We start from the raw sequence: 13,592 nt of genomic DNA on the forward strand, positions 1-13,592 counted from the left end.
CGCCTCTGGCTACGCCTCCCGGGCTCCGGCGTACATCTCGTCGATCAGGTGCTTGTACTCCCGCTCGACCACCGGCCGCTTCAGCTTCAGGCTCGGGGTGATCTCGCCGTGCTCCACGTCGAGGTCCCGCGGCAGCAGCCGGAACTTCTTGACGGTCTGCCAGCGTTGCAGGCCCTGGTTGAGTTCCTTGACGTACGCCTCGATGAGGGCGACCGTCGCGGGCTCGGCGACGACCTGCGCGTACGACTTGCCCGCCAGCCCGTTCTCCTTGGCCCAGTCGAGGATGGACGGCTCGTCCAGCGCGATCAGCGCCGTGCAGAAGTTCCGGTCGGCGCCGTGCACCAGGATGTTGGAGACGTACGGGCAGACCGCCTTGAACTGCCCCTCGACCTCGGCCGGCGCGATGTACTTGCCGCCGGACGTTTTGATGAGGTCCTTCTTGCGGTCGGTGATGCGCAGGTAACCGTCCGGGGACAGCTCGCCGATGTCACCGGTGTGGAACCAGCCGTCCGACTCCAGTACCTCGACGGTCTTCTCGGGCAGCCCGTGGTAGCCCTCCATGATTCCGGGGCCGCGGAGCAGGATCTCGCCGTCGTCCGCGATGCGCACCTCCGTGCCGGGCAGCGGCTTGCCGACCGTGCCGGTGCGGTAGGCCTCGCCGGGGTTCACGAAGGAGGCCGCCGAGGACTCCGTGAGGCCGTAACCCTCAAGGATGTGGATGCCGGCGCCGGCGAAGAAGTAGCCGATCTCCGGCGCGAGCGCGGCCGAACCGGACACGCAGGCCCGCAGGTTGCCGCCGAACGCCTCGCGGATCTTGGCGAAGACCAGCGCGTCGGCGACCTTGTGCTTGGCGCCGAGGCCGAACGGGACCGACGCCGAACCGGTGCGCCGGAAGTTGTCCTGCGAGACCTTGGCGTACTCGCGGGCGACCTCCGCGGCCCACTGGAAGATCTTGAACTTGGCGCCGCCGCCGGCCTTCGCCTTGGCCGCGACCCCGTTGTAGACCTTCTCGAAGATGCGCGGGACGGCCGCCATGTACGTCGGCTGCACGATCGGCAGATTCTCGATGATCTTGTCGACGCGGCCGTCGACGGCGGTGACGTGACCGACCTCGATCTGGCCCGAGGTGAGCACCTTGCCGAAGACGTGCGCGAGCGGCAGCCACAGGTACTGCACGTCCTCGGCGCTGATCAGACCGGTCGCGGAGATCGCCTTCGCCATGTACGACCAGTTGTCGTGCGGCAGGCGCACGCCCTTGGGGCGGCCGGTGGTGCCGGAGGTGTAGATGAGGGTGGCGAGCTGGTCCTTGGTGATCGCCCCGACCCGCCCCTTGATCAGATCGGGGTCCTTCTCCAGGCGGGCGGCGCCCCGGGCCTCCAGCTCGGCGAGCGTGAGAACCCCGTCGCTCGTCTCGACGCCGGCCGAGTCGATCACGACCACGTGCGTGAGGGCGGGCAGCTCAGCGCGCTTCTCCACCACCTTGGCGAGCTGGGCCGCGTCCTCCGCGACCAGCACCAGGCTCTCGGAGTCGGAGAGGATGAACGCCGACTCGTCGGCGTTGGTCTGCGGGTAGATCGTGGTGGTGGCGGCTCCGGCACACATGATGCCGAGGTCGGCGAGGAGCCACTCGACCCGGGTGGAGGAGGCGAGCGCGACGCGCTGCTCGGGCTGCACACCCAGTTCGACCAGGCCGGCGGCGATCGAGTAGACCCGCTCCGCGGCCTGCGCCCAGCTCAGGGCCTTCCACTCGTCAGGGCCCGCGCCGGAGACGGGGGCCACCGGATAGCGGTATGCCTCCGCGTCCGGTGTGGCCGCAACACGCTCCAGGAAGAGGGCCGCCACGCTCGGCGGACGGTTCTCGATCAGTGTCTGTGTGTCGCTCACGACATCCTCCGGGGCCCGCGGCAGCGCGGCTGGCTCAAGTGCGGCGGTATTGACTGCGTGTATTCACTCGCGAGCCGTTGTTTAACTCGCGAGTAACTATCGAGCAGAGATCAGGGTAGAGCCCGACCGGCCGGTTCGTAAGGGGCGGCGGCCTGTCACTTCGTACAGAGAGCGACGCTACGCACGCGTAGGGGCCCGTCGCGCTTTCGTACGACGAGCCCCTGTTGTGTCCGGTTTGGTGCCGCAACCCGTTGTTACCCGGGGTTACTTCTTGCTCTTGCCCGACCCCGCACTGTCATCGCTGGAGAGCACCGCGATGAACGCCTCCTGGGGAACCTCCACGGAACCCACCATCTTCATTCGCTTCTTGCCCTCCTTCTGCTTCTCCAGGAGCTTGCGCTTACGGGAGATGTCGCCGCCGTAGCACTTGGCGAGGACGTCCTTGCGGATGGCGCGGATGGTCTCGCGGGCGATCACCCGGGAGCCGATGGCGGCCTGGATGGGCACCTCGAAGGCCTGCCGCGGGATGAGCTCGCGCAGCTTGGCGACCAGCCGCACGCCGTACGCGTAGGCCGCGTCCTTGTGCGTGATCGCGGAGAACGCGTCGACCTTGTCGCCGTGCAGCAGGATGTCGACCTTGACCAGGCTGGAGGTCTGCTCGCCGGTGGGCTCGTAGTCCAGCGACGCGTAGCCGCGCGTCTTCGACTTCAGCTGGTCGAAGAAGTCGAAGACGATCTCCGCGAGCGGGAGCGTGTAGCGGATCTCGACCCGGTCCTCGGACAGGTAGTCCATGCCGAGAAGAGTCCCGCGCCGGGTCTGGCACAGCTCCATGATCGACCCGATGAACTCGCTCGGGGCGAGGATCGTGGCGCGTACGACGGGCTCGTACACGTCGTTGATCTTGCCCTCGGGGAACTCGCTGGGGTTGGTGACCGTGTGCTCGGTCCCGTCCTCCATGATCACGCGGTAGACCACGTTCGGCGCGGTCGCGATCAGGTCGAGCCCGAACTCGCGCTCCAGCCGCTCACGGATGACGTCCAGGTGCAGCAGCCCCAGGAAGCCGACGCGGAAACCGAAGCCGAGTGCGGCCGAGGTCTCCGGCTCGTACACGAGCGCTGCATCGTTGAGCTGCAGCTTGTCGAGGGCGTCCCGCAGCTCGGGGTAGTCGGACCCGTCCAGCGGATACAGCCCGGAGAAGACCATCGGCTTCGGGTCCTTGTATCCCCCGAGGGCCTCGGTCGCGCCCTTGTGCAGGCTGGTGATCGTGTCACCGACCTTGGACTGCCGGACGTCCTTCACACCGGTGATGAGGTAGCCCACCTCACCGACGCCGAGTCCGTCGGCACCGAGCATCTCGGGCGAGTTCGTCCCGATCTCCAGCAGCTCGTGCGTGGCGTTGGTGGACATCATCCGGATGCGCTCGCGCTTGTTGAGCTGCCCGTCGATGACTCGTACGTACGTCACGACGCCGCGGTAGGAGTCGTAGACCGAGTCGAAGATCATCGCGCGGGCGGGGGCGTCGGCGTCGCCGACCGGGGCCGGGATCTCCTTGACCACCTTGTCGAGCAGCGCGTCGACGCCGAGACCGGTCTTGGCGGACACCCGCAGCACGTCGTCGGGGTCGCAGCCGACGAGGTTCGCGAGCTCCTCGGCGAACTTCTCGGGCTGCGCGGCCGGCAGGTCGATCTTGTTCAGTACGGGGATGATCGTGAGGTCGTTCTCCATCGCCAGGTAGAGGTTGGCGAGGGTCTGGGCCTCGATGCCCTGGGCGGCGTCGACGAGGAGCACGGTCCCCTCGCAGGCGGCGAGCGACCGCGAGACCTCGTACGTGAAGTCGACGTGCCCCGGGGTGTCGATCATGTTGAGGATGTGCGTGTCGGTCTTGTCATGGGTCGGGGCCCACGGCAAACGCACCGCCTGGGACTTGATCGTGATGCCGCGCTCGCGCTCGATGTCCATCCGGTCGAGGTACTGAGCACGCATCTGCCGCTGGTCGACCACGCCGGTCAGCTGGAGCATGCGGTCGGCGAGCGTGGACTTGCCGTGGTCGATGTGCGCGATGATGCAGAAATTGCGGATCTGAGCCGGGTCGGTACGGCTCGGCTCGGGCACATTGTTAGGGGTCGCGGGCACGCAGGGTCCTGTCTCTTGAGGCGCCTTATGCCTCGGGTCGGATCTATACGTAGGCTCCATGGTCCCACGGGCGGGGACCGGGAACCGTTTTGGGCCATGGGCCGGGCCACTGGTAGCCTGGGTGGCTGTGTCTCCTGCCCTCTCAGCACGAGGCACACTCCAGAAAATCACCGGGACGGGTCCTTGCGGCCCCGGACCAGAACCTGAAAAGGCTCATCAGTGGCGAACATCAAGTCCCAGATCAAGCGGATCAAGACCAACGAGAAGGCCCGGCTGCGCAACAAGGCCGTCAAGTCCTCCCTGAAGACCGCGATCCGCAAGGCCCGCGAGGCCGCTGCCGCGGGTGACGTCGAGAAGGCCACCGAGCACGAGCGCGCTGCCGCGCGTCTGCTCGACAAGGCCGTCTCCAAGGGCGTCATCCACAAGAACCAGGCCGCCAACAAGAAGTCGGCGCTTGCTTCCAAGGTCGCTTCCCTCCAGGGCTGAACCTCTTACTGATCTGACCGGTCCTACGGGACCGAACAGCCGGAAGGACCAGAGCGGGCCCTCTCTCATCCGCTCCCGACCGGCTCCCAGAGCCTGTACGCGGCCTGCGTTCGCCACGCGGGTACGGGCTCGACATCGTGAACCGAAGGCCCCGCTTCCTGCCCTTCCCCAGGGTGGGAGGCGGGGCCTTCGCCACTTCTTGCGTTCTTGGTGGGCCCGAACCGGGGGTCTGGGGACGCGGGCCTTCGCACTTCTCGCGTTCCTGGTGAGGGGGAGAGCGCGCACTTCTCGCGTTCCTGGTGACGGGGAGAGCGGCGCCCCAATCAGCCCGTCCGGCGCTTGGGCAGCCCGTCCGGCGTTTGAGGACGAGGCCGTCCAGGCCGAAGCGGGGGTCTGGGGGCGGCAGCCCCCGGGCGGAACGGCAGGGGCGGCATGCCCCACCCACACTTACCGCCCGCGCGACCGCGCCGCCCGCGCAATGGTCACGACGGCCTTCTCCAACGCGTACTCGGGGTCGTCCCCGCCCCCCTTCACCCCCGCGTCGGCCTCAGCAACGGCCCGCAACGCCTCAGCAACCCCATCCGGCGTCCACCCTCGCATCTGCTGCCGCACCCGGTCGATCTTCCACGGCGGCATCCCCAGCTCCCGCGCCAGATCGGCCGGCCGTCCCCCTCGCGCGGACGACAGCTTCCCGATCGCCCGCACCCCCTGCGCCAGCGCACTGGTGATCAACACCGGCGCCACCCCGGTGGCCAGCGACCACCTCAGCGCCTCCAGCGCCTCGGCCGCCCGCCCTTCCACGGCCCGGTCGGCAACCGTGAAACTCGACGCCTCGGCCCGCCCGGTGTAGTACCGCCCGACGACGGCCTCGTCGATGGTCCCTTCCACATCAGCGACCAACTGGGAAACGGCGGACGCCAACTCCCGCAGATCACTCCCGATCGCGTCGACGAGCGCCTGGCAGGCCTCGGGCGTGGCAGACCTCCCGACCGCCCTGAACTCCCCCCGCACGAAGGCCAGCCGATCCGCCGGCTTGGTCATCTTCGGGCAGGCCACCTCCCGCGCACCCGCCTTGCGCGCGGCGTCGAGAAGCGCCTTGCCCTTCGCCGCGCCCGCATGCACCAGCACGAGGGTGATCTCCTCGGCGGGCGCCCCGAGATACGCCTTCACGTCCTTGACGGTGTCGGCCGAAAGATCCTGCGCATTGCGTACGACCACGACCTTCCGCTCCGCGAAGAGCGACGGACTGGTCAACTCGGCGAGCGTTCCCGGCTGCAACTGCTCCGGGTTCAGGTCACGTACGTCCGTGTCGGCGTCGGCGGCCCTGGCAGCGGCCACCACCTCCCGCACGGCACGGTCGAGCAGGAGGTCCTCCTGGCCCACGGCAAGCGTCACCGGGGCGAGGAGGTCGTCATCAGCAGTCTTCCTGGCCATCGCGACAAGCATCGCACGCACCACTGACAACGGGCTCCCGCCGCAGGCTCACCGGCTCACGGCTCCTCGCGCCACCCGTCCCACGACCCCACGAACTCGTCCAGCTCCCCCGGGTCCAGCCGCCCGTCCTCGTCCCGCAGCACGACCAGCCACTGCGCGTCCTCCGCGTCGTCCTCACCGGCCAGCGCGTCCCTTACGAGCCGCGGTTGCTCGGACAGCCCGAACCGCTCCCCGAGCGCCTCGACCACCTCCTCCGCGGCATCACGGTCCGGCAGCACCAGCACATGTCTCACATCGCTCACGGCAGCCATTGTCCGGCACCTGCGTCAGGCTCCCGCAGGTCACCCCTTGCGCACGATCTGCACATCGAGGTCGATCCGGATGCTCGGCCCCACGACCGCGATCCCCCGCGCCAGCATCGTCTGCCAGCTCACGGTGAAGTCGTCCCGGTGCAACTCCGTCGTGGCCCGGCAGGCCGCCCGCACTTCGCCCTCCATGCCGTTGCCGAGCCCGAGGTACTCCGTGTCGAGCGTGACCGTACGGGTCACTCCGTGCAGCGACAGCGCCCCCGTGACCGCCCACCGGTTGCCGCCCTTGTGCACGAACCGCTCGCTGTAGAACTCCAGCGTCGGAAAGCGCGCCACGTCCAGGAAGTCGCCGGAGCGCAGATGGTCGTCCCGCATCCTGACGTTCGTATCGATGCTCGCCGCGTCGATCACCACATGCATCGCCGACTGCTCCATCGGATCCGTGATCCGTACAGCCCCCGCGAAGGAGTTGAACCGGCCGTGGATCCGCGCCAGCCCGATGTGCCGCGCGGTGAACCCGATCGAGGAGTGCGCGGGCTCGATCTCCCAGTCGCCCGCCGCGGGCAGCTCCGGCGGCCGCGCCACCTGAAGCGTCACGTCGCCCAGCGAGGCGAGCGCGTTCTCCCCGACGGTCGCGCTGGCCCGGTACGGCGTGTATCCCTCCGCCGACACCGCGAGCCGGTACTCCCCCGCGGGCACCGTCGTCACGAACGACCCGAAGGGATCCGTCTCCCCGCCCACCACCTTGCGCCCCATGGAGTCGCTGACCGCGAACTCCGCATGCGTCACCGGTGCATGGACCGGATCCAGCACCCGACAGCTCAGCACCCCGGCCGTCGGCGGGGTCTGCACCGCCGCCAGGGGACTCTTCCATTGCTCTCTGTTCGCTCGGTTTGCCAACCAGCGGCCGAACATCCACGCCACCCCTGTGCGCCTCGACGTCTTACGTTACCGAAGACGCATTCGATCACCGTTGCGGCTTTCGAGGCAACACGCAATGCCTACGCACGAGTAGCAACGACTGGTCCCTTGTGAACCAAATCAGTCGCCCCTGCGGGGATTTCGTACAGTCGGCACACGGCTGAGCTCGATCCCGAACCGGTCCCGGTACACGCCGAGCACCTCCTCGTCCGTGCCCAACTCCCGCTCCTCCCGCGCCCCGTCCGGGCCCGTCACCTTGAAGGTGCGCCCGCTGAGCGTGATCCTCCCTCCGTCCTCCGTCACCCTTGAACACACCAGCGACTGCACGAAGTGCGACACGGGCGAGGTGCTGTGCCACCACGCCCCGGCCACGAAGTCGCCGAGCTGACGCGGCCGCGCCTCCAGCCGGTACTGCGGCCTGCCGTTCACGACGACGTCCAGGTCCGGCCCCGCCTCGACGATCCGGAAGCTGCCACCCGGATCCTTCTGCTCACCCCTCTCCCCGAACGCCAGCGGCCAGTGACTGTGCGCCCCGAAGCCGACGTCCGCCAGCCACTCACTCCCGTCCACCGTCCGCACCCGCAGCGCGAGATGGTCGTACGGGATCCCGAGCCGTCCCTCGTCCCCGTGCACCCGGGCGGCGAGCAGGGTGACCTCGAAACCCAGCGCGGCGAGCAAGGCCCCGAACGACCCGTTGAGTTCGTAGCAGAACCCACCCCGCCGCGCCCCCACCACCTTGTCCAGCAGCCGCTTCTCCTCCAGCACGATCTCCTCACCGAGGTGGATCGACAGGTTCTCGAAGGGCACGGCCTGCAGGTGACGCAGATGCAGATCGCGCAGAACCTCGACGGTGGGGGTGACGGGGACGGTGGGCGCGGTATGCCACTGAGCGGGCTCGATTCCCAGACGGCGGAGGTAGGCGTCGACCTGTGAGTTATGCATGCCCTCAGTCTCGCGCCACCTGCAGCTCCCTGCCCGTCCCCGCTCCCGTCTCCGTCTCCGTGACCGCCAGCGCCCCGTCCCGGTCCGTCCGCAGCACCACCGCGCCCTCGGCCCGCAACGCCGCGACCGTGCTGGGGGCCGGGTGCCCGTAAGGGTTGTCCTTCCCGCAGCTGATCAGCGCGATCCGCGGGGCCACCCTGCGTATCAGCTCCGGGTCCTGGTAGGCCGAACCGTGATGGGCGACCTTGAGGACATCCACGCCACCGATCAGCGCCCCTTGCGGCGACCTCAACAGGGCTTGCTGGGCCGGGGGTTCGAGATCCCCTAGCAGCAGGAGCCGCAGCCCGGCCGATCTGACGAGCAGGGCGACGCTGGCGTCGTTCGGCCCGTCCGGATCAGGTGCCGGGCTCGGCGGAGGCCACAGCACCTGCCAGGACAGCGAACCGGTGCGCCGCTGTTCGCCGGCCGAGGCCCGGGTCACCGGGATGCGCCGTGCCGCTGCCTGCTTCCGTACGAACTCCATCTGGTCCGCCGGCTCGTCGAAGCCCGTCGTCTCGATCGCCCCCACCGAACGCCCGCGCAGCACACCGGGCAGCCCGGCCACATGGTCCGCGTGGAAGTGGGTCAGCACGATCAGCGGGATCCTGGTGATGCCGAGCGTGCTCAGACAGTGGTCGACGAGCCTCGGATCGGGCCCGGCGTCGACCACCACACCGCTGCCGTCCCCCGCCGCGAGCACGGTCGCGTCGCCCTGCCCCACGTCGCACATCGCGAACCGCCATCCCGGTGGCGGCCACCCCGTGATCACCCTGGTCAACGGCGGCGGCTGCACCACGAGGAGCACGAGCAGCACCCCGCACGCGGCACACACCCAGGGATGTCTCAACAACCGCCGGCCGGTCAGCAGGACGGCCACCGTGACCAGCGCGAGCAGGCCCGCTCCGCTCCAGTCGCCCGGCCAGTCCACTCCCGCGCCAGGCAGGGCGGCCCCGGTCCGGGCGATGTCCGCGATCCAGCCCGCAGGCCAACTCGCGCACCAGGCCAGCGCCTTGGCCACCGGCATCAGCACCGGGGCGGTCGCCAGCGCCGCGAAACCGAGCACCGTGGCCGGCGCCACCGCGATCTCCGCGAGCAGATTGCACGGCACCGCCACCAGGCTCACCCGCGCCGACAGCACGGCGACGACCGGTGCGCACAGCGCCTGCGCCGCGGCCGCGGCAGCCAGCCCCTCGGCCAGCCTCGGCGGGACCCGGCGCCGCCGCAGCGCCTCGCTCCAGCGCGGAGCCAGCGTGAGCAGGGCTCCGGTGGCCAGTACGGAGAGCAGGAAGCCGTAACTCCGGGCCAGCCAGGGGTCGTACAGCACGAGCAGCAGTACCGCCGTCGCCAGCGCCGGGACGAGCGATCTGCGGCGTCCGGTCGCCAGGGCCAGCAGCACGACGGCACCGCAGGCCGCGGCACGCAGCACACTCGGATCCGGTCGGCACACGACCACGAAGCCGAGTGTGAGGGCTCCCCCGAGCAGCGCTGTCATCCGCAGCGGGATGCCGAGCCGGGGCGCGAGCCCCCGGCGCTCCACCAGTTGCGCCATGCCCGGCGGTCCGATGAGCAGGGCGAGAATGATCGTGAGGTTGCTCCCGGACACGGCGAGCGTGTGCGCGAGGTCGGTGTCCTTGAATGCCTCGTCCAGCTCCGGAGTGATCCGCGAGGTGTCCCCGACGACCAGCCCGGGCAGCAGCGCCCGCGCGTCCGCCGGCAGTCCGTCGGTCGCCTCGCGCAGCCCGGCCCGCAACCGCCCGGCGAACCGCTGGATGCCCGACGGCCCTTCCGTCACCTCCGGCACGGTCTGCCCCCGCACCCGCAGCACCCCGGCGATGCGGTCCCCGCCGACCGCCGCGGGCGCCGACCTCGCAACGACCCGCAGCCGCGTTGAGGGCAACAACTCGAGCCAGGGGGATCGTGAAGGCCCCTCAGTGGAGACCTTCGTTCGGGCGCTGCCCGCCCCCACGTCGACGATCACCAACACCGGTGCTCGCGTCGCCACCACCGTCCCGTCCGCTTCCTCGACCCGCCGCACCTCCCCCTCCATCACCACGGAGGCGGGAGCGGCATGATCCCCTCTGATCCGGGGCCTGGTGAGCCGAGGGTCGGAGGTGATCTCGACCTCGGCGGTCACCGTGGCGTACTGCCGGGCCAGCCCGGGCACGGGCCCGCGCCGCAGGTCGGCTCCGTGCAGCCCGGCGGAGACTGCGGCAGCGGCGACGCAGAGCAGCAGGGCAGCGACCGAGGCCCGCGGCCACGGACCCGGCATAGGCGTCGGAGTCGGTGTCGGTGTCTGAGTTGGCGTCGGAGTCGGCGAACCGGCTCGTCCTCCCCTTCGCCGTACCGCCAGCAGGATCACCGCGGCAGTCAGGCAGAGGACCGCGACACCCGCGACCCACCCGGACGTCGCGTCCAGCATCAACGCCGCCGTCGCCCAAGCCGCGAGTGCGGGCGGTACGAGACGTAGGTCCGTCGGTCCTTCCTGTCTGGGGTGAGCGGTTCCGAGCCGCCCTCCTGAGGCGGCGTGGACGGTGGCGCGCCCGGGCGGGGGCGCTGGCGTGCGGCTCATGGCCGTACGAGATTCCGGAGGTCGGCGAAGCGGCGGTCGCCGATGCCATTGACCTCGCGCAGCTCGTTCACGGAGCGGAAGCCGCCGTGCTGTGTGCGGTAGTCGATGATGTGCTGGGCGAGCACCGGGCCGACGCCCGGCAGGGTGTCGAGCTGGTCCACTGTGGCGGTGTTGAGCGCGACAGGAGCGGCGGGCGCAGCGCCCGCCGCCGGGGCGCCGGCGGCCGCACCGCCCGAACCGGGTACCGGGGCGGCGGGACCGCCGACGATCACCTGCTCGCCGTCCACAAGGAAGCGGGCGCGGTTCAGGCCGTCCGTGCTGGTGCCTGGGCGCACCCCGCCGGCCGCATGCAGCGCGTCGACGACACGCGACCCTGCGGGCAGGCGGTGGATCCCGGGGTCGCGGACCTTGCCGCTGACGTCCACGACGATCTCGGCGCCCGCCGTCCCCGCCGTCCCTGCGGCGCCCGCGGCGTTCGGCGCCCCGGCCGAAGCGTCCCGCTCCGGCTGTCCGCTCCCCTTCCGTTCACCGAACGGAGCCGCTGCCCGCACCACTTCGGGCGCCCGCACGGACTGTGTCCGCCCGATCCAGAAGTGCTGAACGGCGAAGACGGCGGCCACGACAAGCAGCGCCCCGAGTGCGAACACGCTGCGCCGCTCCAGACCACACCTCGCCTGCAGCCACAACGGCATCCGCTCCCGCAGAGCAAGCCCGGTCCGCGCTCGCCAGGCCTCCCCCGCCGGGGAAACGTCCGGGCCCTCAACCGCTTCTCTCACCGGAGTCGCTGAAAGTGAACCGCGCTCGTCGTCCTCCTCCACAGGCAGCAACGGCGGCGGGCCCATCCCCAACTCCCGCCGATCCCCCGCACGTTCGGGGAAGAGTGCCTCCGCGCGCCGGCGAGCTTCCTCCGCCGACGCATGCCGGTGGCGGGCACGGCTCCTCAGCGGCAGTGGGCGAGGGCGCATCCGGCCGTCGGAGGCGGGCCCGCGTCCCGGGCCGCTGGAGACGGTCGCTGTACGTGAACGTGATCGAAGTGCCATGCGACGAGGATCGGACAGCCCACCGATCTCGCGATGATCTTGCTCAATTCCCGGGGATTACCAGCCAGTTGTGGATAACTCCGTCACCCACCCAGCACCCGGCACCCGGCGACTACGCCCGCCGTCACCGCGGCGAGACCACAGCCCCCAGCAACCCCGGCCCGGTGTGCGCCCCGATCACGGCGCCCACCTCACTCACATGCAGGTCCACCACCCCGGTCACCCGCGCCCGCAACCGGTCCGCGAGCGCCGATGCCCGCTCGGGGGCGGCGAGATGGTGGACGGCGATGTCGACCTGTGCGCTGCCGGCGCGCTCGGCCACGATCTCCTCAAGGCGGGCGATCGCCTTCGACGCCGTACGGACCTTCTCCAGGAGTTCGATACGGCCGCCGTCCAGCTGCAGCAGCGGTTTCACGGCGAGCGCGGAGCCCAGCAGTGCCTGCGCGGCGCCGATCCGGCCGCCGCGGCGCAGATAGTCGAGGGTGTCGACGTAGAAGTAGGCCGACGTGCCGGAGGCCCGCTTCTCCGCGGCAGTGACGGCCTCGTCCACCGTGCCGCCGGCCTCCGTCGCCTCCGCCGCGGCCAGCGCGCAGAAGCCGAGTGCCATCGCGACCATGCCGGTGTCCACCACCCGCACCGGCACCGGTGCCTCGCGCGCCGCGAGGACCGCCGCGTCGTAGGTACCCGAGAGCTCGGCGGAGAGATGCAGGGAGACGATGCCGGTCGCGCCGGACTCGGCGACCTCGCGGTAGGTCTGGGCGAACAGCTCGGGGCTGGGGCGCGAGGTGGTGACGGGGCGCCGCTTCTGGAGTGCCTGGGCCAGGGAACGGGTCGAGATCTCGGTGCCCTCGTCCAGCGCCTGGTCGCCGAGGACCACGGTCAGCGGCACCGATGTGATGCCGTGGCGCTCCATCGTCCGCGGCGGCAGGTAGGCCGTTGAATCGGTGACGATCGCGACATGGCGGGACATGAGCTGGAGGTTACCTGCCGTAGCGCCCGGGCGGCAGCCCGGCCCCTCTCACCTGGTATGCCCTTGACCGGATCAAGTAGTGCTCTCGGGGCGGGGCTTCTTCTGCCAGGGGTAGGAAGGGCGCCGCACCGGAGGGGTGATGGCGGTCCGCGTCGGCTCCTCGGCCGTGCGCGACCGGGGCGCCTCCGGCCAGGTCTGCCGGGATGCCTCGCCGTCGGCGGCCGGGGCATCGGGCCACGGCGGTGGGGCCGACGCGGGCTCCGCCGTCGTCCAGTGCCGCAGGGCACCGGCCTCGACGTCTATCTGCGCGCTCAGCGAGTCCAGGTCGTCGTCGGCGAAGCGGCGGGCCCGGTCGCGGGCGGCCCAGCGCAGCGAGTCGGCCGCCTGAACGATGCGCTCGGTGCGCTCCCGCAGGTCGGGCAGCCGCTCGGCGAGAGTGGTCCGGTCCGGCTCGGCCTCCAGGCGCCTGAGCTCGCCGTCCAGTTCGTGCCCGTGCGCGCTGAGGCGCTCGAAGAGGCCCAGGGACTCCTTGAGGGACTCGTCCTCGGCCACGCCCGCATGCAGCGCGTCCTGGGTCGCGCGCATCGATGTGCGCAGCTTCAGCCGCAGTTGGGCCAGCTCACCCGCCGCTCCCGGCTGGACGAAGGACTTGGCCCGCAGGGTGTGGTCCTCGACCGTCCGGCGGGCCTGGTTGATCGTGCGGTCCACGCCTCGCTTGGCGGCGCCGACCGCCTTCACCGTGGCGTAGGCGCCGAGTACCAGGAAGAGCACGAAGAGCAGGGCGAATACTGCGATCACTGCTTCCACCGCTCCTCCTCCGACGGTCGCGACCCATACGGCGTCGCTCTTCCACGGTAAACGAGACG

The 13,592-nt window shown here is 70.5% G+C and carries 11 protein-coding genes; 1 reads left to right on the forward strand and 10 read right to left on the reverse strand.

The window, feature by feature from the left end:
* Positions 1-9 precede the first annotated feature (9 nt).
* Both OG870_RS15475 and lepA read right to left on the reverse strand, forming a co-directional pair.
* The gene (locus OG870_RS15475; protein ID WP_327690991.1) at positions 10-1,884 is read right to left on the reverse strand and encodes an AMP-dependent synthetase/ligase; all 1,875 of its coding nucleotides are present in this window, start codon (positions 1,882-1,884) and stop codon (positions 10-12) included.
* A 264-nt stretch (positions 1,885-2,148) separates the two neighbouring features.
* The gene (gene lepA, locus OG870_RS15480; RefSeq protein WP_266514160.1) at positions 2,149-4,017 is read right to left on the reverse strand and encodes a translation elongation factor 4; all 1,869 of its coding nucleotides are present in this window, start codon (positions 4,015-4,017) and stop codon (positions 2,149-2,151) included.
* Between the two features lie 219 nt (positions 4,018-4,236).
* On the opposite strand from lepA, the gene rpsT reads away from it, so the two are divergent.
* On the forward strand, positions 4,237-4,503 hold the full coding sequence (gene rpsT, locus OG870_RS15485) for a 30S ribosomal protein S20 (RefSeq protein ID WP_266514164.1): 267 nt from the start codon (positions 4,237-4,239) through the stop codon (positions 4,501-4,503).
* Between the two features lie 447 nt (positions 4,504-4,950).
* Here the strand turns inward: rpsT and holA are convergent, their stop codons facing one another.
* The 8 genes from holA to OG870_RS15525 all read right to left on the reverse strand — a co-directional run bounded on the left by holA (position 4,951) and on the right by OG870_RS15525 (position 13,533).
* A complete protein-coding gene (gene holA, locus OG870_RS15490) occupies positions 4,951-5,937 on the reverse strand; it encodes a DNA polymerase III subunit delta (protein ID WP_266514167.1) in 987 nt (328 codons plus the stop codon).
* A gap of 56 nt (positions 5,938-5,993) precedes the next feature.
* Positions 5,994-6,221 (reverse strand): hypothetical protein, encoded by a 228-nt coding sequence (locus tag OG870_RS15495; RefSeq protein WP_327692312.1) that lies wholly within the window; start codon positions 6,219-6,221, stop codon positions 5,994-5,996.
* A 57-nt stretch (positions 6,222-6,278) separates the two neighbouring features.
* Positions 6,279-7,160, reverse strand: a complete 882-nt coding sequence (locus OG870_RS15500; protein ID WP_266584710.1) for a YceI family protein — start codon at positions 7,158-7,160, stop codon at positions 6,279-6,281.
* A gap of 126 nt (positions 7,161-7,286) precedes the next feature.
* Positions 7,287-8,108 (reverse strand): arylamine N-acetyltransferase family protein, encoded by an 822-nt coding sequence (locus tag OG870_RS15505; protein ID WP_327690992.1) that lies wholly within the window; start codon positions 8,106-8,108, stop codon positions 7,287-7,289.
* Between the two features lie 4 nt (positions 8,109-8,112).
* The gene (locus tag OG870_RS15510; protein WP_266584706.1) at positions 8,113-10,716 is read right to left on the reverse strand and encodes a ComEC/Rec2 family competence protein; all 2,604 of its coding nucleotides are present in this window, start codon (positions 10,714-10,716) and stop codon (positions 8,113-8,115) included.
* Positions 10,713-11,756 (reverse strand): ComEA family DNA-binding protein, encoded by a 1,044-nt coding sequence (locus tag OG870_RS15515; RefSeq protein WP_266584704.1) that lies wholly within the window; start codon positions 11,754-11,756, stop codon positions 10,713-10,715. The genes OG870_RS15510 and OG870_RS15515 overlap by 4 nt, the downstream gene beginning before the upstream one ends.
* Positions 11,757-11,880: 124 nt before the next feature.
* Positions 11,881-12,726, reverse strand: coding sequence for a DegV family protein (locus OG870_RS15520; protein ID WP_266584702.1), 846 nt, complete (start codon positions 12,724-12,726; stop codon positions 11,881-11,883).
* A gap of 72 nt (positions 12,727-12,798) precedes the next feature.
* Complete coding sequence (locus tag OG870_RS15525) at positions 12,799-13,533, reverse strand: hypothetical protein (RefSeq protein ID WP_266584700.1); 735 nt, start codon at positions 13,531-13,533, stop codon at positions 12,799-12,801.
* Positions 13,534-13,592 lie beyond the last annotated feature (59 nt).

The sequence above is a fragment of the Streptomyces sp. NBC_00461 genome, from assembly GCF_036013935.1.
Taxonomy (GTDB): domain Bacteria; phylum Actinomycetota; class Actinomycetes; order Streptomycetales; family Streptomycetaceae; genus Streptomyces.

Coding starts and splice junctions, on each gene's coding strand:
- holA (WP_266514167.1), bottom strand. CDS start 5,937: ATGGCCAGGAAGACTGCTGATGACGACCTCCTCGCCCCGGTGACGCTT.
- OG870_RS15500 (WP_266584710.1), bottom strand. CDS start 7,160: ATGTTCGGCCGCTGGTTGGCAAACCGAGCGAACAGAGAGCAATGGAAG.
- OG870_RS15505 (WP_327690992.1), bottom strand. CDS start 8,108: ATGCATAACTCACAGGTCGACGCCTACCTCCGCCGTCTGGGAATCGAG.
- OG870_RS15510 (WP_266584706.1), bottom strand. CDS start 10,716: ATGAGCCGCACGCCAGCGCCCCCGCCCGGGCGCGCCACCGTCCACGCC.
- OG870_RS15515 (WP_266584704.1), bottom strand. CDS start 11,756: ATGGCACTTCGATCACGTTCACGTACAGCGACCGTCTCCAGCGGCCCG.
- OG870_RS15520 (WP_266584702.1), bottom strand. CDS start 12,726: ATGTCCCGCCATGTCGCGATCGTCACCGATTCAACGGCCTACCTGCCG.